The 24,414-nt window shown below is 73.2% G+C and carries 2 protein-coding genes; both read left to right on the top strand.

The features are described from left to right. Nucleotides 1-397 precede the first annotated feature (397 nt). Nucleotides 398-20,977 (top strand): non-ribosomal peptide synthetase, encoded by a 20,580-nt coding sequence (locus PV682_RS10500; protein WP_319726500.1) that lies wholly within the window; start codon nt 398-400, stop codon nt 20,975-20,977. Then, a complete protein-coding gene (fabD, locus tag PV682_RS10495) occupies nt 20,974-24,414 on the top strand; it encodes an ACP S-malonyltransferase (protein ID WP_319726498.1) in 3,441 nt (1,146 codons plus the stop codon). Before PV682_RS10500 ends, fabD begins: the two co-directional genes overlap by 4 nt.

Genomic DNA, 24,414 nt, shown 5'->3' with positions numbered 1-24,414 from the left:
CGGTGGCTGCCGCGGCATATTCGATCTTCGAAGGGGGCTGGTTTGCGGGAATCGGCACCCTGCCCGGCATTCATGAATGGTGTCGCGCCTCACAGTTCGAGAATCCTGAACGGCGCGGTGTTCCGCGGCGGCATATTCGCTGATCGTGCCCTGGGTCACAGGGGGCTTGCGCCGAAAGTCCGGCCTGGGGTGGTTCGCCACGCTTGGGGGCCGGACGGTGGATCGGTCCGGGAACCGGGCGGCGCCGCAATCCTTTCTCGTGGAAGGGGTTGCGGAAATACGCGGATTTGCGCTACGGGACTACGGATTTCCGTAGTCGGCTCTTTCACCGCTCGGTAATTCCCCGGGCCGGTCGAATCACATGACGACAGACGGCACGGCAGGCAGGGGCATGGGCATGGACGAGAAACGGACGGCGTTGTTGCGGCTCCTGCGAGAGGCGCGGGCGGGGGAGGAGCAGCGCGGGGACGGGCGGCCGGAGGGCGGGCGGGAGGCCGGGGTGGATGCCGGGGCGCGGGGTGGGCCCCGGGACGCGCGGCCACAGGCCGGGTCCGTCGCCGGGATCGCCGTCATCGGGCTCGCCGGGCGCTATCCCCGTGCCGCCACCCCCGACGAGCTCTGGGTCCGTACGCGCGACGGTGAGCACTGCATCACCGAGTTCCCCGCCGACCGGAGCGCCGAGGGCCGGGCCGGCACCCGGCGCTGGGCCGGGCTCATCGATGACGCCGACGCCTTCGATCCGCTCTTCTTCGGGATCGCGCCCGTCGACGCCGACGGCATCGACCCCCAGGAGCGGGTCTTCCTGGAGACCGTCTGGGCCGCCCTGGAGGACGCCGGGCACCCGCCCCGGCGGCTCGCGCGCGCGAGCAACCCCGTCGGCGTCTTCGCCGGGGTCATGAACAGCGACTACGAGTGGATGGGCGGCGAGGCGACCGCCCTCGGCGCCGCCAACACGGCCCGGTCCAGCCACTGGTCCATCGCCAACCGCGTCTCGTACGTCCTCGACTTCCGGGGCCCCAGCCTCACCGTCAACACCGCGTGCTCCGCCTCCCTCACCGCCGTGCACCTCGCCTGCGAGAGCCTGCGCTCCGGGGAGTGCTCGGTCGCCGTCGCCGGGGGCGTCAACCTGATCCTGCACGAGTCCCACCTGCGCACCCTCGCCGAGAACGGCATGACCTCGCCCGGGGACCGCGTCCGCGCGTTCGGGAAGGGCGCCGACGGGTTCGTGGACGGGGAAGGGGTCGGCGCCGTCGTCCTCAAACCGCTGGAGAGGGCGCTCGCGGACGGTGACCGCATCTACGGCGTCATCCGCTCCTCCGCCGTCAACTCCGGGGGAAAGACCGGGGGTTACACCGTACCCAGCCCCGTGGCCCAGGCCGAGGTGATCCGTACGAGCCTGCGCAGGGCCGGGATCGACCCGCGCACCATCGGCTGCGTCGAGGCGCACGGCACGGGTACGCCGCTCGGCGATCCCATCGAGATCGCCGGTCTGCGGGAGGCGTTCGCGGAACACCTCGACGACAGCCTCGCCCAGGGGGTCGAACGCTGCGCCGTCGGCTCGGTGAAGTCCAACATCGGGCATCTGGAGTCCGCCGCCGGGATCGCGGGGCTCACGAAGATGCTGATGCAGCTCAAGCACGGGACGATCGCGCCGTCCCTGAACTCCGGCGAGCTGAACCCGGACATCGACCTCGCGGGCACGCCGTTCTTCGTGCCGCAGGAGGCGGTGGCGTGGGAGCGGGCCGAGGCGGTCCACACGGACGGGCGGCGGGTGGTTCTGCCGCGCCGGGGGGCGATCAGTTCGTTCGGCGGGGGAGGGGCCAACGCTCATCTCATCGTGGAGGAGTACGAGAGGGGCGGGTCGTTCGAAGGGGCCGGGAAGGCTGAGGTTGCGACGTCGGCCGGTCCCCACCTCGTCGTCCTGTCGGCCCGCGACGACGAACGCCTCCGCGTGTACGCCGGACGCCTGGCCGACTTCCTCGACGCGGACGCGGCCCAGGGCGACGACGACGCCGAGGCGACCCGCCTCCGTCTCGCCGCCGAAGTCCTGGGCGTCGACGCCGCCGACCTCGACCCCCTCACCCCGCTTCACGAATACGGCTGCGGCGCCGCCGAGTTGACCCGGCTGGCGGAGAAGCTGGACGCGGAGTTCGGGCAGGGCGTCCACCTCACGGGCGCGACCGCCCTGCGCGACCTCGCCCCGGCTCCGGCCGCCACCAGGGCCGTCACCCTCGCGGACCTCGCCCACACGCTCCAGGCCGGCCGCGAGGAACTCCCCGCCCGACTCGCCTTCCCCGCCGGGGACTTGGCCGAGGCACGTGCGCTGTTGCGTGCGTACGCCGCCGGCGAGCCGACCACCGAGGTGGTCACCGGCACGGCACCCGCCCAGCGCGTCACGCCGGACGCCGGTCTGCGACGCGCCCTGGAGCAGGGCGACTTGCGGACGGTCGCAGAGCAGTGGGTGCGCGGCGCCGGAGTCGAGTGGGCCCCGAACGGCGGCCGTCGGGTGGGCCTGCCGACGTACCCGTTCGCGCGCAAGCGGTACTGGCTGCCGCGCCCGGCCGTCAGCGCGGCGGCCGTGACGGCACGTACTGCCTTGACGCAGAAGGGCGTTGAGCCTGCCGAGTCCGCGACCCCCCGGTCGCAGTCCGGCGTCGAGCCGGCCACCACCTTGGTGCAGTCCGGCGTCGAGCCCGCCCCGGCCCTGGCCTGCTACCGCCCCACCTGGCTCCCCGAACCCCGCCCCACGCCCGCACCCACCCCCGCGACCCCGCAGAGAGTCCTCATCCTCACCACCCCCGACGCCACCCCCCTCGCGACCGGCATCGCCCGCCACCACCAGGGCGACGACACCCGCCTCATCGACCTCGACCGCGACGACCTGGTCCGCGCCTTCACCGAAGCAGGCCGCGTCGACCGCGTCTACCACCTCGGCGGCATCACCCGGGGCGACCTGACGACCAGTCACCGGCGAGGCGTACTCGCCCTGTTCGAGGCGGCCCGCCACCTCACCCCGCGAGGCTCCCGCCTGCATGTCAAGGTCGTCACGAACGACGCCTGCGCCGCCTTCGGTGACCCCGTCACCAACCCCTTCGCCGCCGGACTCCACGGCCTCACCCGGGTGTTGGTCAAGGAACGCCCCGAAATCCGCGCCGTCTGCCTGGACTTCGCCCACGGCGAGTCCACACCGGAAGACCTGCTGACCGCCGTACTGGACGAACCCTGCGACGCCACCGGCCGGACGGTGCTCCTGCGGAACGGCGCCCGGTACGTCCCCGCGTTGCAGCCCGTCGACCTGCCGGAGCCGAGGGAGGCGCCGTACCGCGAGGGCGGCGTGTACGTCGTCGTCGGCGGAACCGGCGGCATCGGGCGGGAGTTGACGCTGCACCTCGCGGAGCGGCACCGCGCGAAGGTCGTCTGGATCAGCCGCAGCGCGCCCGGCCCCGAGCAGCGGGCGTGCGCGGACCGGGCGAGGGAACTCGGCGGTGAGGTACTGCATGTGCGCGCCGACTGCCGGGACGCCGAGGCGCTCAAGCGGGCCGCGCGGGAGGCCAAGGCGAGGTTCGGGGCGATCCACGGCGTCGTGCACGCGGCGATGACCTTCGACCCCGGCCCGCTCGCCGCGCTCGACGAGGACGCGTTCACGGCGGCGCTCGCGGTGAAGGCCGAGGGAAGCGTGGCCACGGACGAGGCGTTCGGCGCCGAACCGCTCGACTTCATGGTGTTCTTCTCGTCCGTCGGCGCCCTCGTCGGCACCGCAGGGAACGGCACCTACAGCTGCGCCGGAGCCGTCCAGGACGCCTACGCGCTCCACCTCGACCACCGGCGCCCCTACCCCGTACGGGTCATCGACTGGGGCTACTGGGGGCCGGTCGGCTCCGGCGCCCGCCCTGGGCTGCGCGAGATGTTCCACGGGCTCGGCATCGGTGAACTCACCGTCCCCGACGGCCTGTCCGCCATCGCCCGCACCCTCGGCGGCCGGCTCCCGCAGGTGCTGCCGATCAACGCGGACACCGCCGCGCTCACCGCGCTCGGCGCCGCCATGGCCCCGCCCGCCCGGCAGTACCGGTCCGACGCCCCGCCCACCCTGCGCACGGCCGCCCCCAGCCTGCTGGCCCCGCGCGCCGACGACGCCCCCGGCGTCCTCAGCGTCATCTCCGGGTACGAGCGGCTCACCGAGGTCTGCCGCCCCGCCGTCCTCGGCGTCCTCCAGGGCATGGGCGTCCTCACCACCCCGGGCGAGAGCCACGACCGCGACCAACTCGCCGACCGGCTCGGCGTGTTGCCCAAGTTCCGGCGGCTGTACGAGGCACTGCTCAACATCCTTGAGGACAACGGGTACATCGAGTCCGACGGGGCACGCGTACGGCTGCCGCACACCGCGCGGCCGGCCGGGGCGTACTCCTGTGACGCGCTGGAGCCCCAGTTCGACCGGATCGCCGCCGACCACCCCGACCTCGCGCCCACGGTCACCCTGACCCGGCTCTTCCTGCGCCAGTACGCCGAGATCCTGCGCGGCGAGATCCGCGCCACCGAGATCATGTTCCCGGGCTCCTCGATGGCCCTGGTCGCCGACTTCTACAAGGCCAACCCGCTCACCGACTCCTTCAACGAACTGGTCCGCGACGCCGTCGCCGTCCACCTCGAACACCGGATCGCCCGGCTCGCCCCCGGAGAGCGGCTGCGGATCGTCGAGTTCGGCGCCGGGACCGGGGCGACGACGGACTCCGTGCTGCCGGTCCTCGCGCCGTACGCCGACCGGGTGTCGTACTGGTTCACCGACATCTCCCAGCACTTCCTGGACCACGCCGAGGCACGGCTGCGTCCGCAGTACGACGCTCCCGGCTTCCTGAACTTCAGGGTCCTCGACCTCGAACGGGGGCACCAGGAGCAGGGGTTCGAGCCCGGGACCTACGACATGGTCCTCGCGACCAACGTCGTCCACGCCACCGCCGACCTGCGGGCGACCCTCGGCAAGGCCAAGGATTTGTTGCGGCCCGGCGGCTGGCTCGTGCTCAACGAGCTGACCGAGGTGCGGGACTCCACCACCGTCGTGGGCGGAGTACTGGACGGGTGGTGGCTGTTCGACGACCGCGAACTCCGGCTGCCGGACTCGCCGTTGGTGCACCCCGACACGTGGCGCAGGCTGCTGCGGGAACAGGGCTTCGGGGACGTCACCGTGACCGGGGGGACCGGCGCGGACGGGCGGGCCCGGGGCCAGCACGTCATCGTCGGGGAGAGCGACGGGCTGCGGCCGATCGCCGTGCGCGAAGCGGCAGTTGAAGAGGCTGCCGTCGAGGCGGCCGTAAGTGCCGTGCCGTCCGGGCGACTTCAGGGCCGGCTCGCCGCCATCGTCGCGCGGTGCCTGAAGCTGGACGAGGACGTGGACCCCGAACAGCCCCTCGCCTCCTACGGGTTCGACTCGCTCACCGGCATGAAGATCGTGGCCGGGATCGCGGACGAGTTCGGTGTGACCGTGTCGCTGGGGGACTTCTACGACCACCCGACGCTGCGCGAACTCGCCGAGCACTACGCGGAGTCGGGGACCTTGGGCGACGTCGCGGAGGGGGCAGAGGGGTCCGGGGCTCCGGGCGGCGACCCGGCCGCCGCCCCTGCCACCACCGTCCCCGTCCCCGTCCCCGTCCACTCCCCCCTCCCTCCGATCCTCATCACCGACGGCCCCGCCACCGATCACCCCCTCTCCGAGGGCCAGCGCGCCCTGTGGGTCATCGAGCGGATGAACCCCGGCACCTACGCCTACAACCTCCCCCTCGCCTTCCGCCTGGACCCCGGCACCGACGTCGGCGCCCTGCGCCTCGCCCTCCAGAACATCCTCGACCGGCACGACAGCCTGCGCTCCACGATCCGCACCACCGCCGACGGCCCCGTCCGCACGGTCGCGGCGTGGCAGGAACTCCACTTCCAGCACCGCTACCTGGCCGTCACCGACGAGCCGGCCGTACGCGACCGCGTCCGCGAGGAGGCCCGCCGCCCCTTCGACCTGGAACACGGCCCCCTCCTGCGCGTCACCCTCTTCACCCAGGGCGACGGCGCCCAGGTCCTGCTCCTCGCCTTCCACCACATCGTGTTCGACGGCGTCTCCATCGCCGCGTTCCTGCGCGAACTCACCGCCGGTTACCGCGAGGCGCGAGCCGGACGCAGGCCCGGCACGGCCCCCGCCGAGGCGACCTACGCCGACTTCACCGCCTGGCAGCGCGACCTCCTCGCGGGCCCCGAGGGCGACCGGCTGCGCGCCTACTGGCTGCGCCGCCTCGACGCGGCCACGGAGCCCCTCGCCCTGCCCTACGACCGCCCGCGCCCCCAGGTCCCCGGCTACCGGGGCGCCGCCGTCGAGGGCCGGATGGACGCCGAACTCGTCGACCTGGCACGGCGGTTCGCCGCCGAGAAGCGCACCTCGCTGTTCGCCGTCCTGCTCTCCGGCTACTTCACCCTGCTCCACCGCTACACCCAGCAGCGCGGCATCCGCGTCGGCACCCCGGCCGCCGGACGCCCGTCCGCGACGTTCGAGGACACCCTCGGCTACTTCATGAACATGGTGGTCCTCCAGGCCGATGTGGACCCGGAGAACGACTTCGGCACCCTCGCCGGCCAGGTGCACCGCACGGTCCTGGAGGCCCTCGAACACGCCCACCTCCCGCTGATCACCCTCGCGGAGACCCTGCGCCAGGCGGGCCGCACCGACACCGCCGACCTCTTCCGGACCGCGTTCTACTTCCAGAACTGGGTGGAGCCCGGCGACCGCGACCCGGTGCGCGAGGTGTTCCACGGGGTGCACCAGGAGGGCGAGTTCGACGTCACCCTGGAGGTCGTCGAGGGCGCCGCCGACTGCACGTACACCCTCAAGTACGACCCCGACCTCTTCGACGAGGCCACCGTGCGCCGCCTCGGCGAACACTTCCTCGCCCTGCTGCGGTCCGCGCTCACCGAACCCGCCCGCCCCGTAGGCAGGCTGCCGCTGTTGACCGGCGACGAACGGCGGCAGATCGAGCGGCGGTGGGAGCAGGCGCGCCGCCCCTACCCGCGTGAGCTGACCCTCCCCGACCTCGTCGAGGAGCAGGCCGCACGCCGCCCCGACGCCCTCGCCGTCACCAGCGACATCGAGCCCCTGACGTACCGTCAACTGACCGAGAAGATCGACGCGTTGGCCGGACACCTGAGGGCGGAGGGCGTACGGCCCGGCCGTGCCGTCGGTGTCCTCGTCGAGCGGGGCCACCTGCCCGTCGCGCTGCTCGCCGTCCTGAAGGCGGGCGGGAGTTACGTCCCCCTCGATCCCACCTTCCCGCTGGACAGGCTGAGTTACATGGCCGAGGACGCCGGACTCCACCTCGTCCTCACCACCGCCACGGCCGAGAGCGCGCTCGGCGGGATCACCGTACCGAGGCTCCGGCTCGACCAGCTCACCGGGCGGGCCGACATCCCGGGGCGGGCCGCCGGGCCCGACGACACGGCGTACATCATCTACACGTCCGGATCCACCGGGCGCCCCAAGGGAGTCGCCGTACCGCACCGGGCGCTCGTCAACTTCCTCGTCTCGATGAAGGACGAGCCCGGGTTCGGGCCGGACGACACGCTGCTCGCGCTGACGACCGTGTGCTTCGACATCGCGGCGCTGGAGCTGTACCTGCCGCTGATCACCGGCGGGCAGGTCGACATCGCGCCCGCCGACGTCGCCAAGGACGGCGTCAGACTCCGCCGCCACCTGGAGAGGTGCGGCGCGACCGCCATGCAGGCGACGCCGAGCACCTGGAAGATGCTCCTCGCCACGGGGTGGGCCGGCGACCCGTCGCTGACCGCGCTGTGCGGGGGAGAGGCGCTCGACCAGGACACCGCCGACGCCCTGGTCGAGCGCACCCGCACTGCCTGGAACCTCTACGGCCCCACGGAGACGACCATCTGGTCCGCCGTCGGACGCCTCACCCCCGGCGGCCCGGTCACCCTCGGGCGGGCCGTCGCCAACACGCAGCTCCTCGTCCTCGACGCGCACGGCCAGCAGGTACCGCCCGGCGTCCCCGGCGAACTCCACATCGGCGGCGACGGACTGGCGACCGGGTACGTCAACCGCCCCGACCTCACCGCCGAACGCTTCGTCCCCAACCCCATCGCCCCCGACCTCTCCCCGCGCCTCTACCGCACCGGCGACCTCGTCCGCGCCCTGCCCGACGGCACGCTCGCATACCTCGGCCGCGCGGACACCCAGGTCAAGGTGCGCGGCTACCGCGTCGAGACCGGCGAAGTCGAGGCGGCCATGCGGAGGCTGGCCGGGGTCACCGAGGCCGTCGTCGTACCGGCCGCAGCCGCGGGCGGCAACGGGGTGATGCTGCGCGGCTTCTACACCGGGACCGGGGAGCCGGTCGACCCGGCGCCGCTGGGTGCCTGGCTGCCCGAGTACATGGTCCCCGATGTGCTGGTCCCCCTGCGGGAGTTCCCGCAGACACTCAACGCCAAGACGGACCGGGTACGGCTCGGGTCGGCTCCCCTCGACGAACTCCGGGCCGCGTACGGCGAGTCGAGCACCGCGCGAGCTGTAGCCGTATCGGAAAGCCCTCTCGTCGGTGAACTGGCCCGCCTCGTCGCCGAGGTCGCCGAAGTCGCCGAGGACCGCGTCCCGAAGGACCGGCCGCTCGGTGAACTCGGCCTGAACTCCGTCGGGTTCACGACGCTCAGCACCCGCATCGGCACCGTGCTCGGCGTCGAGGTCTACCCGACCGCCTTCTACCAGTACCCGACCGTCACCGGCATGGCCGCCCATCTCCTGCACGCACACCCGCAGTTGCGCGCCCGCTTCGGGGCCCAGACCTCGGCCACCCGGGCGGTCCCCGTCGAGGCCGCCCGGACCGGGAACAGCGCCGGGATCGCCGTCGTCGGCATGGCCGGACGCCTCCCGCAATCCCCCGACCTGGACGCCTTCTGGCAACACCTCGCCGACGGCGACGACTTGATCCAGGAGATCCCCGCCGACCGCTGGGACTGGCGGGCCGCCGAAGGGTCCCGGTCCCGCTGGGGCGGGTTCGTGCCGGACGTCGACCGGTTCGACGCGAAGTTCTTCGGGATCTCCCCGCGCGAGGCCAGGCTCATGGACCCGCAGCAGCGGCTGGTCCTCGAAACCGTGTGGACGGCGCTGGAGGACGCCGCGATCCGGCCCTCCGAACTCGCCGGGCGCCGCGTCGGCGTCTTCCTCGGCGTCACCAACTCCGACTACCTGGAGGTCCAGCGCGCCGCCGGAGAGGAGACCGACGGCCACACCATCACCGGCGCCGCCCTGTCCATCATCCCCAATCGCGTCTCCTACCTCCTCGACCTGCGCGGGCCCAGCGTCGCCGTCGACACCGCCTGCTCCAGCTCCCTCACCGCGATCCACCAGGCGGTCTCGGCGCTGCGCGACGGCTCCTGCGACCTCGCCGTCGCGGGCGGCGTCAGCCTCATCCTCGACCCGTCCCTGTACGTCGCCCTCAGCAAGAACGAGATGCTCAGCGAGGACGGCCGCTGCAAGGCGTTCGACAGCCGCGCCAACGGATACGTACGCGGCGAGGGCGTAGGAGCCGTCGTCCTCAAGGCGGTTGACGCCGCCGAGCGCGACGGCGACCCCGTCCACGCGGTGATCCGGGGCTCCGCCGTCAACCACGGCGGACGCACCAACTCCCTCACCGCGCCCAGCCCCGACGCCCAGGCCGAGGTCATCACCCGCGCCCACCGCAGCGCGGGGACCGATCCGGCGGCCGTCGGCTACATCGAGGCCCATGGCACCGGCACCGCGCTCGGCGACCCCATCGAGGTGACCGGACTGCGCACCGCCTTCACGCGGTTGTACGAGGACGCCGGGCGCCCGGTGCCCGCCGTACCGACGGTCGGCCTCGGGTCGGTCAAGAGCAACGTGGGACACCTGGAGGGCGCCGCCGGGATGGCGGGGCTGTTCAAGGTGGTCCTCGCGATGCGGCACGAGATGATCCCGGCCAGCCTGCACGTCGTCGAGGAGAACCGCTATCTCGACCTGGACGGGGGGCCGTTCAGGATCGTCACCGAGGCAACCCCCTGGGAGCGCGCCGGGTCGCTGCCGCGCCGGGCCGGACTCAGCTCGTTCGGGTTCGGCGGGGCGGGAGCGCATCTGGTGCTGGAGGAGGCGCCGTCGGAGGCTGCGGGTGCCGATGAGGGCGGGCCGGTGCTGCTGGTCCTCTCCGCGCACAGCAGGACGGCACTGACCGCGTACGCCGGACGGCTCGCCGCGCACCTGCGCGAGGGCCGCACGTCGCTCGCGGACGTCGCCCACACGCTCCGGGTCGGCCGTGAACCCATGCCGCAGCGGCTCGCGTTCGTCGCCGGCGACCGGGCGGAGGCGCTCGCCGCGCTCGACGCGTTCGCCGCCGGGGAACCGGTGGGGCACAGCGGCCGGGCCGGGCAGGGGCGTGCGCAGAGCGCGTCCTGGCGGCGGTACCTGGACTCGCTGATCACCGAGCGCGAGCTCGAAGCGCTCGCCGAACTCTGGGTGGAGGGCGAGGAGTTCGACTGGTCGGGGCTCGCCGACGGGGCGCGCCGGGTGCGGATTCCGACGTACGTGTTCGACCGGGCCCGGCACTGGGTGGAGAGCGGCGCCGCGACCACGCCGGCGCATCCCCTCCTCGACACCGTCGACCCCGGCGAATGCGCCAAGCGCCTCACCGGAAACGAGTTCTACCTCCGCGACCACCGCGCCGACGGGACCCCGATCCTGCCGGGTGTCGTCCTGCTGGAGATGGCCCGCGCCGCCGCTGAACTCACGGGCGGCGACGGACAGTTGGCCCAGCGGGTCGAGGACGTCACCTGGGCCGCGCCCATCCGTACCGGCACGGGAGACGTCACCGTACGGATCAAGCTCGACCGGCAGCCGGGGCGCACCGGGTTCGAGGTGCTCACCGGGGGCGGACGGCCGCACGCCACCGGTACGGTCGTCACCGCCGCGAAGGGGGAGCGGCGGACGCTGGATCTCGGCGCGGTGGAAGGGCGTTGCGCCGGGCGGACCACCGGGGCCGAGTACTACCGGCGTGTCGACGCGACCGGATTCCACTACGGTCCGTCCTTCCAGGTCGTCGAGTGGCTCGCGACCGGTGACCGGGAGGCCCTCGCACGGCTCGTCACCCCCGCTCACCTGCGGGAAGAGGCCGGCGCCTATCGGTTCCACCCCGCGCTGATGGACGCGGCCCTCCAGACCGCCGGGAGCATCGCCACGGGCGAGGACGATCCCGCCGCGCCCGCGCACCTGCCGTACTCGGTGGGGGCCGTCGAACTGCTCGCCGAGCGGCTGCCGGAGAGTGGGCACGCGCATGCCCGGCGTACCGACGACGGCTCGACGCCCGGCGTGCGGGTCTTCGACATCCTGGTGACGGACGACGACGGTGTCGTTGCCGCCCGGATCGAGCGGTTCACCCTGCGGGCCCTGCCCTCCGCGAAGAGCGCCGACGAGCCGTTGGCTGCCTTCGAGCCGTACTGGCGGGAGAGCGCTCCGGCTCCGGCCGCGCCGCCCAGGACCGTGCTGCTGGTCGACGGGGCCCGGCGGGGGATCGGGGCGCGGGTCGCGGAGCGGACCGGGGCCCGGGTCGTCAGCGTCGAGCCCGGTGCCGGGTTCGAGCCGTCGGAGTTGGCCGGGCCCGTCGGGATCGTCCATCTGGCGGGTGACGGGTTCCATGAGGCGCTCGCGCTGTGCCGGGCGTGGATCTCGCGCAGTGGCGGGGAGGCCCGGTATCTGTACGTCCATCCCGAGGGCGCGCCCGAGCATGCCGCGATCAGCGGGTTGGCGCGGGCCGTGCGGGGGGAGTATCCGGGGCTGCGGATGAGTGCGGTGGCGTGCCCCGAGGACGCCGACCTCGTGGCGGTCATCGCCGCTGAACTGGGCTGTGCCGAGGCGCCGGTCGAGGTTCGTGCGGACGGCGTGCGGCGGCTCGTCGGCGCGTGGCGCCCGGCGGAGCTTCCCGCCGCGGGCTCCGGGGTGTTCGCCGCGCCAGGAGCGCACATCGTCACCGGAGGGACCGGGGGAATCGGGCTGCACCTCACCGAGCGGCTCGCCTCGCACGGCGCGGACATCGTGCTCGCCTCCCGGAACCAGCCGTCGGCCGAGGTCGTGGAGCGGGTGGCCCGGCTCGCGGGGACCGGGGCGCGGATTCTGCACGTCGCCGCCGACGTCACCCGGCGCGAGGACGTTGCCGCGCTCGTCCAGGCCGCCCGCGAGCACTCCGGGCGGATCGCCGGGGTGCTGCACGCGGCCGGGGTGCTGCGGGACGGGTTCGTGCTGCGCAAGAACCGGGACGAGGCCGATGCCGTGATCGCCCCCAAGATGCTGGGCGTTCGGTGGCTGGACGAGGAGACCCGGGAAGAAGAGCTGGAGTACTTCGCCGCGTTCTCCTCGACCGCCGCCGCGTTGAGCAGCGTCGGGCAGTCCGACTACTCCTACGCCAACGCCTACCTCGATCACTTCGTCCTGGGGCGCGAGCGACTCCGCGCCCGGGGCGAGCGGTCCGGGCCGAGTCTCTCCGTCAACTGGCCCCTGTGGCGGGACGGCGGGATGACCATGGACACGGCCGCTCAGCAGGCCATGCGACGGGAGCTGGGGTTCGGGCCGCTGGCCACCGGGGTCGCGCTCGACGGGCTTGAGCGGGCGCTGGGGGGTACCGCGCCTCGGCTGCTGCTCGCCGCCGGGGACGCCGGGGTCATTCGACGGGCGCTGGAGAGTGAACATGCGGCGCCGCGTGAGGGGTCGGCCGATGCCGGTCGGCGGGCTGCGGAGGTGGGGGGTGCCGCGCTTCAGGAGGCGGCTGAGGGGTTCTTGCGTGAACTGCTCGCCGGTGAGCTGAAGATGCCGGTGGAGGAGATCGATTCCGACGAGCAGTTCGATCGGTACGGGATCGACTCGCTGCTGGTGTTGAGCCTGACCCGGGAACTGGAGGCACGGTTCGGGGAGTTGTCGAAGACGCTGTTCTTCGAGTACTTCACGGTGGCCGAGCTGGCGGGGTACTTCGTGGAGCAACACGGGGAGAAGCTCGCGGAGTTGGTGGAGAGCCCGGCTCCGGCTGCGGACTCGGTGGTCGAGGAGCCGGTGGCGGACGCCGGTTCGGGAGAGGCCCCGTCTGCCGTGCCGGCGAGCGTGTCCGACGACGACATCGTCATCATCGGCGTCAGCGGTCGCTACCCCGGCGCCGACGACCTCCGGGAGTTCTGGCGCAACCTCCGGGAAGGCGTCGACTCCGTCGAGGAGATCCCCGGCGACCGCTGGGACCACGCCCGGTGGTTCGACCCCGACCGTGACGCCGTCGGCACGTCCTACTCCAAGTGGGGCGGGTTCCTGCGGGACGTCGACCGGTTCGACCCCCTGTTCTTCCGCATGTCCCAGGTCGAGGCCGAGCACATCGACCCCCAGGAACGCATCTTCCTGGAGACCGTCTGGCACCTCCTGGAGGACGCCGGCATCACCCGCTCCGCGCTCGCCGGCAGCCGTACCGGTGTGTTCGTCGGCATGATGTACGGCCACTACCAGCTGTACGGCGTAGAGGAGGCGCTGCGCGGTGAAGGGGCCGCGACCTCCTCCTCGTACGCGTCCGTCGCGAACCGTGTCTCGTACTTCTTCGACCTCGACGGGCCCAGCGTCGGCCTGGACACCATGTGTTCGTCCTCCCTCACGGCGATACACCTCGCCGCGCAGGCGATCCGGGCCGGGGACTGCGACACGGCCGTCGCGGGCGGCGTCAACATCTCCAGCCATCCGCTCAAGTACCTCCAGCTCAGCCGGGGCGGGTTCCTGTCCACGGACGGGCGGTGCCGGAGCTTCGGCGCGGACGGTGACGGCTATGTGCCCGCCGAGGGGGCCGGGGCCGTGCTGCTCAAGCGGCGGGCCGCCGCCGAGCGCGACGGGGACCGGATCCTCGCCGTCGTCAAGGCGTCCGCCGTCAACCACGGTGGCGCGGGCAAGGGGTTCAGCGTGCCCAACGCCCGTGCGCAGGGCGACCTCATCGGTACGGCGCTCGCGCGCGCGGGGTGGACTGCCGCCGACCTCGACTACATCGAGGCCCACGGCACCGGGACGTCCCTCGGCGATCCCATCGAAGTCACCGGCCTGCTGCGGGCGTTCGGCGGCCAGGACCTCGGTGGGCGGAAGATTCCGATCGGCTCGGTCAAGTCCAACATCGGTCACGCGGAGTCGGCTGCCGGGATGGCCGCCGTCACCAAGGTGCTGCTCCAGCTCCGGCACGGCCGGCTCGCTCCCTCGCTGCACGCCGACACGCTCAATCCCAACATCGACTTCGAGTCGGCGCCTCTGCGTGTCCAGCGCGACCTCGCTGTGTGGGCGCCTCGCGTCGACGCGGGCGGGCGTCCACTGCCGCGTACGGCCGCTGTGAGCGCCTTCGGCGCGGGCGGGTCCAATGCCCACGTCCTGTTGGAGGAGTACGTGCCGGCCCACCCCCGACCGAACCCGCAGGCCAGCACTCCGTACGTGTGCACCCTGTCGGCCCGCGACGCCGGTCAACTCGGTGTGTACGCCGCCGACGTGGCGGACTTCCTCCGCGCCGACGGCAAGGACACGCATCCGGCGTCCCTCGCGTACACCCTTCAGACAGGGCGCGAGGCCATGGCCCACCGGGTCGCCGTGGTGTACGAGGACAAGGCCGAACTGCTGGGGCGGCTGGACGCGTTCGTGAAGGGGGACGCCGAGATTCCGGGTGTCTGGACCGGAGTCGTGCGGCGTAACGCGCGGGGTGCCGCCGCGTCCGGTTCGCAACCGCGTGCGCTGGCTGCCGCTTGGGCTGCCGGGGAGGTTGTGGACTGGCGTGTGCTGTACGAAGTGCCGCCGCCGCGTGTGGAGTTGCCGGGGTACCCGTTCGCGGGGGTGCGGTGCTGGTACGGGTCGGCTGTGGCCGAGGCGCCCGAAGCGGTCAGGGTCAAGGAGGAGTTCACCCTCACGGCTGCGACTCCCGTCGTCGCCGGGCACCGCGTGTCGGGCCGGCTCCTGCTGCCCGCCCTCGCCTATGTCGACCTCGTCCACCAGGCGTTCCGCAAGCGGGGGTTCGCGTACGACAGCCTGGAACTGCGCGATCTGACCGTCCTGCGTCCCTTGGCGGTCACCGCCGAATCCCCCGTCCGGATCACCCTGGACGCCGAGCGGTCCGCCCCGGACCGGTGGGCGATCCGCATCGCCGAGCAGGGCGGACAGGCTTACGCCACCGCCGAGTTGGTGTCGACGGGGGCTGTGAGGTTCTCCGAGGTCCAGCCCCCTGCCGTTCCGTCGCCGTCGGCCGTCGTCCAGGACCTTGGCGCCGTGTACGACCGGGACGCCGGACTCGGGCAGGTCTACAGCGGGGCCGTGCGGGCCGGCGGCCAAGTCTGGCGGGACGGCGAGCAGTTGATCGCCGAGCTGACCCCGCCGCCGGGTGCCGCCGGCAGTGGGCACCTCTTCCATCCCGGGCTGATGCTCGGTGGCGCGGTGGCGGCGGGTGCGTTGCTGGCGGACGTGGCCGAGGGCGGGTTCTTCCTGCCGATGTATGTGGAGTCGTTCCGCGCGGCGGCTCCGCTCAACAGTGCGTGCACGGCAAGGGTGTTGCGGTCCTCGGTGAGCCGTCGCGACGAGATCGCCCGCATCACCGTCGAGTTCCTGTCCGGTGACGGGCGCAAGATCGCCGAACTCCGGGGCATGGCCAGCAAGTTGATCCGCTCCGAGACACCGCGCCCGACGGCCGCACCGGCCGGCGGGACGTCGCTCACGGCCACCGAGGACCGCGTACGCCGGCTGATCGCGGACGCGTTGAACCGGGACGCCGGGGAGCTGGAACCCACCGTCGGGTACTACGAGTTGGGCATCGACTCGGTCAGCGTGCTGGACCTGGTCGGGCAGTTGGAGCGGGAACTCGGCAAGAGCCTGCCGCCCACGCTGTTGTTCGAGTACACGACCATCCGGGACCTCGCGGCATACCTGGACGAGCACCATCCCGTCGCCGCGCAGCCGCCGGTAGGGACGCGGCTGCTCACCAAGGAGTGGGAGCCCGCCGCCGCAGGCCCGCAAGGCCAACTGCCCAGCCCTGTGGCCCTCCTGGCCACCCCCGGCTCGCGCGCCCTCGCCGATCGCCTCGCCCGTGAACTGCCGGACGCCGAGGTCGTCACCGACCTGTCCGCCCACCCCGACCGCTTCCGTGCCTGCGTCGACCTGACCGGCTGCGCGCACACCGGACCGGTCGGCGGGCGCTCGTACGGCGGCGACGCCTGGCTGCCGTGGCTCCAGCGCCTCGTGTCCCGTGCCTCGGCCGCCGAACCGGTCGTGCTGCTCGGTGTCACCCGGGGACTGGAGGGCGGCGAGCGGATCGACCTCGCGGGCGCCGAGCGCGCCGGGCTGTACCGGATGCTCCAGAGCGAGTACGCCAACGTCCGTTCCCGGCACGTCGACCTGGACCCGCTGGACGACGATGTGACCGCCGTCCGGCAGCTCGTCGCCGAACTCGCCGGCGCCGGAGAGGAACCGGAGGTCCGTCACCGTGCCGGGCAGCGGCAGCGGGCCGTGCTGCGGGAGAACCCCGGCGTCGGCGGACTGCCGCCCTTCACCGGGGAGTTCGGGGCCGACGAGGCGTTGTTCATCACCGGCGGGACCGGCGGTCTGGGGCTCGCCTTCGCCCGGTACGCCGTACAGCACTGGGGAGTTCGGCGGCTCGTGCTGATCGGGCGGAGCCGGTTCCCCGACCGTGCGCAGTGGGAGGCCCGGCGTGGTGACGACGCCAGGTTCGAGGCGCTGCTCGGGCTGGAGCGGGCCGGGGCGGACGTGCGGGTGGTGTCCCTTCCGCTGGACGGTCCGGCGTCGGGGCAACTGGAGCGTGTCGTACGGGAGTCGGGGGCCGTCGGCGGTGTCATCCACTGTGCCGGGGTCGCCGACCGGGAGAACCTCGCCTTCGTCGGCAAGCCCGGGGACGCCGTCGGGGCCGTCGTGACGCCCAAGGTCGCCGGGCTCGATGCCCTGGTGGCCGCCTTCGCCGGGCACCCGTTGCGGTTCTTCGCGATCTGCTCGTCCGTCGCCGCCGCCGTGCCGAGCGCGGCTGTCGGGCAGAGCGACTACGCCATGGCCAACGCCTATCAGGACTACCTCGCTGCCGCTCGGCCGCACGGGCTGCCGCTGCTCAGTGTGCAGTGGCCGTCGTGGAGCGGGGTCGGGATGGGGGACGAGAACCCCGGGCCCGCCTACCTGCGCACCGGGCTCGGGAGCGTGACCGAGGCCGAGGGGACGGCCCTGCTGGATCACTTGCTGCGCCGGGGCGCCGGGCCTGTCGTGCTGCCTGCCGTGGTCCACGACGCCGACTGGAGCCCCGAGTCGCTGACAGGGCGCCGAATCGAGGCGGAGCGGGCTGAGACGGTCGTACGGAAGCCGGTCGGTGCCGGGAAGCCGGTCGTGGTCGCGCCGGTCGGGGGTGAGGCCGTCGAGGCCGCCGGTTCCTGGCTTCTCGGGCTGATCGCCGAGCAGTTGCACTTCGACGCCGGTCAACTCGCCGTCGACGTACCGATCGAGGACTTCGGGACCGACTCGATCGTGATGGTGCAGCTGCTGCGGAAGGTCGGGGGGCGGCTGGGGGTGGAGGTCGATCCGACGGCGTTCATCGAGCATCCGACGGTCGAAGGGTTCGTGGCATGGCTGGCGGCGGAGCATCCCGGGGAGTTCGCGGCGGCGTTCGGGGATGCGGGAGGGGCGTTCGGGGATGAGGGAGAGGCTGAAGACGCTGGCCCTTTCGAGCCTGAGCCCGCTGCGGAGGCCCGGCCAGCCGATGAGCGGGCGCCGCACGACACCCGGCCCCACGACATCGCCGTCATCGGCATGTCCGGCCGCTTCCCCGGTGCCCCCGACCTCGACGCCTACTGGAAGCTGCTGAGCGAAGGGCGTTCGGCCATCTCCCCTGTCCCGCCAGCGCGTTGGGGCGGTGACGGGAGTCTCGTCGCCGGGCTCGTCGAGCGGGACGGGTTCGATCCCGCGTACTTCCTGCTGTCCGACGAGGACGCCGAGGCGATGGACCCGCAGGCGCTGGTCCTGCTGGAGGAGACGCTGTTCGCGCTCGCGGACGCCGGGTACGCGCCCGCCGACGTCAAGGGGCGGGAGGTCGGCGTGTACGTCGGTGCCCGCAGCCGGCATCTCCCCGACGACGAGACGCTCAGCCGGACCCGGAACCCGATCGTCGCCGTCGGCCAGAACTACCTCGCCGCCAACGTGTCCCGCTTCTTCGACCTGCGCGGACCCAGCGTCGTCGTCGACACCGCGTGCTCCTCGGCCCTCGTCGCCCTGCACTCCGCCGCGCAGGCGCTGCGCGACGGCGACGCGGAGGCGGCCGTCGTCGGCGGGGTGACGCTCCTCGCGGACGACGCCGGGCACCGACTCTTCGACCAGCGCGGGGTGTTGAGCCCCGAACCCGCGTTCCACGCCTTCGACCGGCGCGCGCGGGGGACCGTGCTCGCGGAGGGCGCCGGGGTCGTCGTACTGAAGCCGCTGGACCGGGCCCTCGCCGACGGGGACCGGGTGCAGGCGGTGCTGAAGGGGATCGCCGTCAACAACGACGGGCGTACGGCCGGGCCCGCTTCGCCGAACCCGGTCGCTCAACGGGCCGTGATGGCCAAGGCGTTGGCGCGCAGCGGGAAGCGGGCCGAGGACGTCACGCACATCGAGACCAACGCGGCCGGGTCCGCCGTCCACGACCTCGTCGAACTCAAGGCGATCCAGGCCGTGTACCGGGACGGTTCGCGGGCCGCGTGCAGCCTCGGGTCCGTGAAGCCGAACATCGGGCATCCGCAGTGCGCCGAGGGGATCGCCGGGCTCATCAAGGTCGTCCTGATGCTGCGGGAACGGCAGCTGGTGCCGTTCCTGTCGGGGCAGGAGCCGCCGGAGCACTTCGACTTCGCGGCCACGCCGTTCATGTTCGCGCGGGAGAGGCGGAGTTGGCCTCACGCGCCGCTCGTCGCCGCCGTGAGCTGCTTCGCCGACGGGGGGACCAACGCGCATGCGGTGGTGGAGGGTTGGAGCGGGCCGGGGGGTGGCCGGGCCGCGTTGAAGAGGCCGGAGCTGGCGCGGCGGATGCTGCCGGGGGCGGGCGCGGGGGGAGGACGGCCGAGCGACCACGCACGAGAGCGGCGAGCCGTCGCCGCACCGGAGCGACAAGCCGTCGGCACAGCGGATGAGCAAGCCGCCGTCGCGGGGGACCGGGAAGCCGTGCGCTCGCGTGAGCCCGGCCCCGTGTCCGGCCCCGTCCCCGTCGCCGTGATCGGTCTCGCCGGCCGCTATCCCGGCGCCGACGACGTGACCGCCTTCTGGCGCAACCTCGTCGAGGGCCACGACGCCGTCACCGAGATCCCGGCGGACCGCTGGGACTGGCGTGCGGAGCCGACCGCGTCCCGCTGGGGCGGGTTCGTCTCCGACGCCGACCGGTTCGACGCGGAGTTCTTCCGGATCCCCCGCGCCGAGGCGGAGATCACCGACCCCCAGGAGCGGCTGTTCCTCCAGACCTGCTGGGCGGCGATCGAGGACGCGGGCTACACCCCCGCCACCCTGGTCGAGCCCCGGGGCCCCGAACGGCGGCGCGCGGTGGGCGTGTTCGCGGGGGCGATGCACAAGGACTACGCCCTGATCGGCGCCCAGGCGGCGGAGGCCGGCGGCAAGCGGCTCCCCGTCAGCCTCAACCAGGGCATGATCGCCAACCGCGTCTCGTACGTCTGCGACTTCCACGGCCCGAGCATGACCGTCGACTCCCTCTGCTCGGCCTCCCTCACGACCGTGCACCTCGCGGTCGAGAGCATCGCCCGGGGCGAGAGCGAGGTCGCTGTCGCGGGCGGCGTGAACCTGTCGCTGCACCCCGCGAAGTACCACACGTACGGCGCCGTCGACATGCACTCCACCACCGGCCGCTCCCGCTCCTTCGGCGCGGACGCCGACGGCTGGGTCTCCTCCGAGGGCGTCGGCGCCGTCGTCCTCAAGCCCCTGGACGCGGCCGAGCGGGACGGCGACCACGTGTACGCCGTGATCCGCTCGACCGCCGTCAGCCACGTCGGCGCGGGCAGCGGCGTCACCGTACCGAGCCCGGTCGCCCAGGCCGCCGTGGTCTCCGACGCGCTGGACAAAGCGGGCATCGACGCCCGCACGATCGGCTGCGTCGAGGCGCACGGCACGGGCACGAAACTCGGCGACCCGATCGAACTCCAGGGCCTGGTACGGGCGTTCCGCCGCCACACCGACGACACCGGGTTCTGCGCGCTCGGCTCGGTCAAGTCCAACATCGGGCACGCCGAGTCGGCGGGCGGCGTCGCCGGGCTCACCAAAGCGGTCCTGCAACTCCACCACCGCACCCTGGTGCCGACCCTGCACTCCGAGACCGCGAACCCGCTGCTGAGCCTGGACGACACGCCGTTCAGGCTCCAGCACGACGTACGGCCCTGGCCCGAGCCCGAGCCGGGGGCTCCCCGGCGCGCGGGGATCAGCTCGTACGGCGCCACCGGGTCGCACGCCCATGCCGTGCTGGAGGAGTACACGCCGGGTGCCCGGCCGCCCTTGTCCGGGCCGCAGATCGTGCCGCTGTCGGCGCGGGACGGGGACAGGCTGCGGGAAGCGGCCGAGCGGCTGCTCGCTTTCCTGGGCGGTGAACGGACGCCGTCCCTCGCGGAGTTGGCCCACACCCTCCAGGTCGGGCGTGTCCCGATGGCGAGCCGGGCCGCGTTCGTCGCCGGGGATCTGGGCGAGTTGCGGGGGGCGCTGGAGAAGTACCTCGCCGGTGGCGCCGGGAACCCCTGGGGCGCTCCGGGAACCCCGCAGGACATCGAACTCTGGCTCACCGACGGGCGGTTGACCGACCTCGCCGACCACTGGACCGCAGGCGGCGACCTCGACTGGCGGCGCCTGTGGCCCGGTGCGCGCCCGCGCCGGGTGCCGCTGCCGACGTACCCGTTCGCCCGCGAGCGGCACTGGCACCCCGGTGCGGACGGGGGCCGATGACCGTGCGGACCGTCTTCATGTTCTCCGGCCAGGGCTCGCAGACCTACCAGATGGGCCGCGAACTCTACGACGAGGAACCGGTGTTCAGGAACGCCCTGGACCGGCTGGACGCCGAACTCGGCACCTCCGTCGCCGCCCGCCTCTACGATCCGGCCCGCCGCGTCTCCGAACCCTTCACCGACACGGCGGTCACCCACCCGGCGATCGTCATGGTCGAACTCGCCCTCGCCGAGACCCTCATGGCGTACGGCGTCGTCCCCGACCTCCTCCTCGGCGCCAGCCTCGGCGAGTTCACGGCCGCCGTCCTCGCCGGGGTCCTCGAACCCGGCGACTGCCTGCGCAGGCTCGTCGGCATGGCCCACTCGGCGGCCGGGTCGGCACCCGGCGGCATGCTCGCCGTCCTCACCGACCCGGCCCTGTTCCACCAGGACCCCGAACTGCACCGGGAGTTGGAGCTCGCCGCCCACAACTACGACGCCCACTACGTCGTCGCCGGACCCCTGCACGCCCTGGACCGCACCGAGGCGCTCCTCCTGGAACGGGAGATCGCCCACCAGCGCATCCCGGTGGCCCACGCCTTCCACTCCCGCCTGATGGACCCCTCCCGGCACGCCTTCGACGCGGTCTGGGCGGACGCCGAGTTCAAGGCGCCGCACATCCCGCTGGTCTCCAGCGCCACCGCCGGGCCACTCACCGAGGTCAGTGCCGCGCACCTGTGGCGCGTCGCCCGCGAACCCATCGAATTCGCGGCGACCGTGAGGGAGTTGGAGACGTCAGGGCCGTACCTGTACCTCGACGCAGGCCCCTCCGGCACCCTCCACAACTTCGTCCGCGCCAACCTCGCCGCCCGCCCCGGCACGGGCTCCGAGTCGATGGCGCTGCTCACCCCGTTCACCCGTGACACACGGCAGTTGGCCCTCGTGAGGGACCGCGCCCCAGCGAAAGGCGGCAGCAAAGTGAAAGTGTTCGGCTTCCCCGGGCAGGGCTCCCAGGTCAAGGGCATGGGCGCCGACCTCTTCGACGCCTACCCCGACCTCGTCGCCCAGGCCGACGAGATCCTCGGCTACTCCCTGCGCGACCTGTGCCTCACCAACCCCGAAGGACGCCTGAAACGCACCGAGTTCACCCAGCCCGCGCTGTACGCCGTCGAGGCGCTCACCTATCTCCGGCACAGCGAGGAGGACCCGGTCGCGCCGGACTTCCTCGTCGGGCACAGCCTCGGTGAGTACGCGGCCCTGTTCGCCGCCGGGGTCTTCGACTTCGCCACCGGGCTGCGGCTCGTGGCCCGGCGCGGTGAACTCATGGGCCGCGCCTCGGGCGGAGGCATGGCCGCCGTCCTCGGCCTGGACCTCGACACCGTCCGGTCGGGCCTCGCCGACGCCGGGCTGACCGGCATCGACATCGCCAACCACAACGGCCCCGAACAGATCGTCCTCGCCGGTCCCGAGGACGAACTCCGGCGCGCCCGCGCCCTGTTCGAGGACCGGGGAGCACAGGTCGTCGTCCTCAACGTCAGCGCGCCCTTCCACTCCCGGTACATGCGCGACGCCGCCGACGAGTTCCGGCGGCTCCTGGACGCGACCGAGTTCCGGGCGCCCCGCATCCCGGTCATCGCGAACGTCGACGCGCGCCCCTACGACGCCGGGCGCATCCGCGAGACGCTCGCCGGGCAGATCGTCGGACAGGTCAGGTGGGTCGACACCGTACGGCGGCTGATGGCCCGGGGGGACTTCGAGTTCGTCGAGCTGGGGCCGGGGCGGACGCTTCAGAAGATGGTGGCGAAGGTGCGGGCGGGGGCCGCGCCGATGACTGCGGAGGAGCTGGGAGAGCACGGGGCGTCAACGCGGCGGCAGGCGGCGGGTGTTGAGGCGTCGGCCGAGCCTGCGAGGGGTGTCGCGACGACCACGCTGACCGGGGGAGCGGCGGCACCGGTCGCCGGCCGGCCCGGCGGGGTGCCGGAGCCGGCGCGGGCCCAGAACCCGGCGTACACCGTGGCCCCGGAAACCGTCGCGCCCCCGGCAGCCGCCGAGCGTCCGGCAGCCGTCGAACGCCCGGCCACCGTAGAGCCCTCAGCCCCCGGAGCCCCCGCCACCAGCCCGGCGACCGCGCCTCCGGCCTCGCGAACCCCCCTGCCCGCCCCCGTCCCCACCCCCCGCCGCCCCCTCGCCCCCGAAGACCTCGGCGCCGACACCTTCCGCACCCGCTACGGCCTCCGCCTCGCCTACCTCGCGGGCGGCATGTACGGCGGCATCTCCTCCGAAGCGCTCGTCGTCCGGCTCGCCAAGGCCGGCGCGATGGGCTTCCTCGGCACCGGCGGACTGCCCCTCGCGGAGGTCGAGGAGCAAGTCCGGGGCGTGCAGGCCGCGTTGGGCCCCGACGGACCCTTCGGCGCGAGCATCCTGCACCGCCATGCCGCCCCCGACGAGGAGCGCGCGCTCGTCGACCTGCTGCTGCGGCTCGGGGTCCGTACGGTCGAGGCGTCCGGGTTCCTGCGGATCACCCCGGCGCTGGTCAAGTACCGCCTCAAGGGCGGCCGGATCATCGCCAAGGTCACCCGCACGGACACCGCGGAGGCGTTCCTGCGCCCGGCGCCCGCCGACGTCGTACGCGGTCTCCTCGATCAGGGCGAGGTGAGCCAGGAGGAGGCGGCGAGGGCGGGCGGCCTGCCCATGGCGGACGACCTGTGCGTCGAGGCCGGCGGCGGTTGGGTGAGCGAGCCTGTGGACCTGGCCACGCTGCTGCCGACCGTCGTCCGGCTGCGTGACGCCCTCGCCACCGGCCGGGACCGCGTGCACGTCGGTGCGGCCGGCGGGATCGGCACGCCGGAAGCGGCGACGGCGGCCCTCGTGCTCGGCGCCGAGTTCCTCGTCACCGGGTCCGTGAACCAGTGCACGGTGGAGGCGGCGACCAGCCCCGAAGCCAAGGACATGCTCCAGGCCCTGGACGTCCAGGACACCGAACCCGCCCCCTGGGCCGAGATGTTCGAACTCGGCGTCCGCGCACGGGCCGTCAAGCGCGGCGTCTTCCTCCCGGCCCGCGCCGACCGCCTCTACCAACTCTGGCGCACCCACGCCTCGTTCGAGGACATCGACACCGACACACGCCGCCAGATCGAGGACACCTACCTGCGCCGCCCCTTCGAGGACGCGTGGCGCGCGGCGCACCCCGGCGGCCAGGAACCGGACGCCAAACGGAAGTTGGCACTGGCATTCCGCTCCTACCTGGACGAGGGCTTCACACTCGCCCGAACAGGCGCCCCCGGACGGCGAGTCGACTACCTCGTGCACTCCGGCCCGGCACTGGGCGCCTTCAACCAATGGGTGAAGGGCACCAGCCTCGAACCCTGGCAGAACCGCAACGTCGACACCGTCGCCGACCGCCTGATGGCGGCCACGGCCCAACTGATCGAGGAGCGCTGCGGAGCGTTCAAGAATTAG

The sequence above is a fragment of the Streptomyces niveiscabiei genome, from assembly GCF_033794345.1.
Classification (GTDB): domain Bacteria; phylum Actinomycetota; class Actinomycetes; order Streptomycetales; family Streptomycetaceae; genus Streptomyces; species Streptomyces niveiscabiei.
This window is presented reverse-complemented; position numbering and strand designations above follow the sequence as displayed.

Bases quoted from the DNA above. Each gene is read 5' to 3' on its own strand.
- PV682_RS10500 (WP_319726500.1), top strand. From the start codon at position 398: ATGGACGAGAAACGGACGGCGTTGTTGCGGCTCCTGCGAGAGGCGCGG.
- fabD (WP_319726498.1), top strand. From the start codon at position 20,974: ATGACCGTGCGGACCGTCTTCATGTTCTCCGGCCAGGGCTCGCAGACC.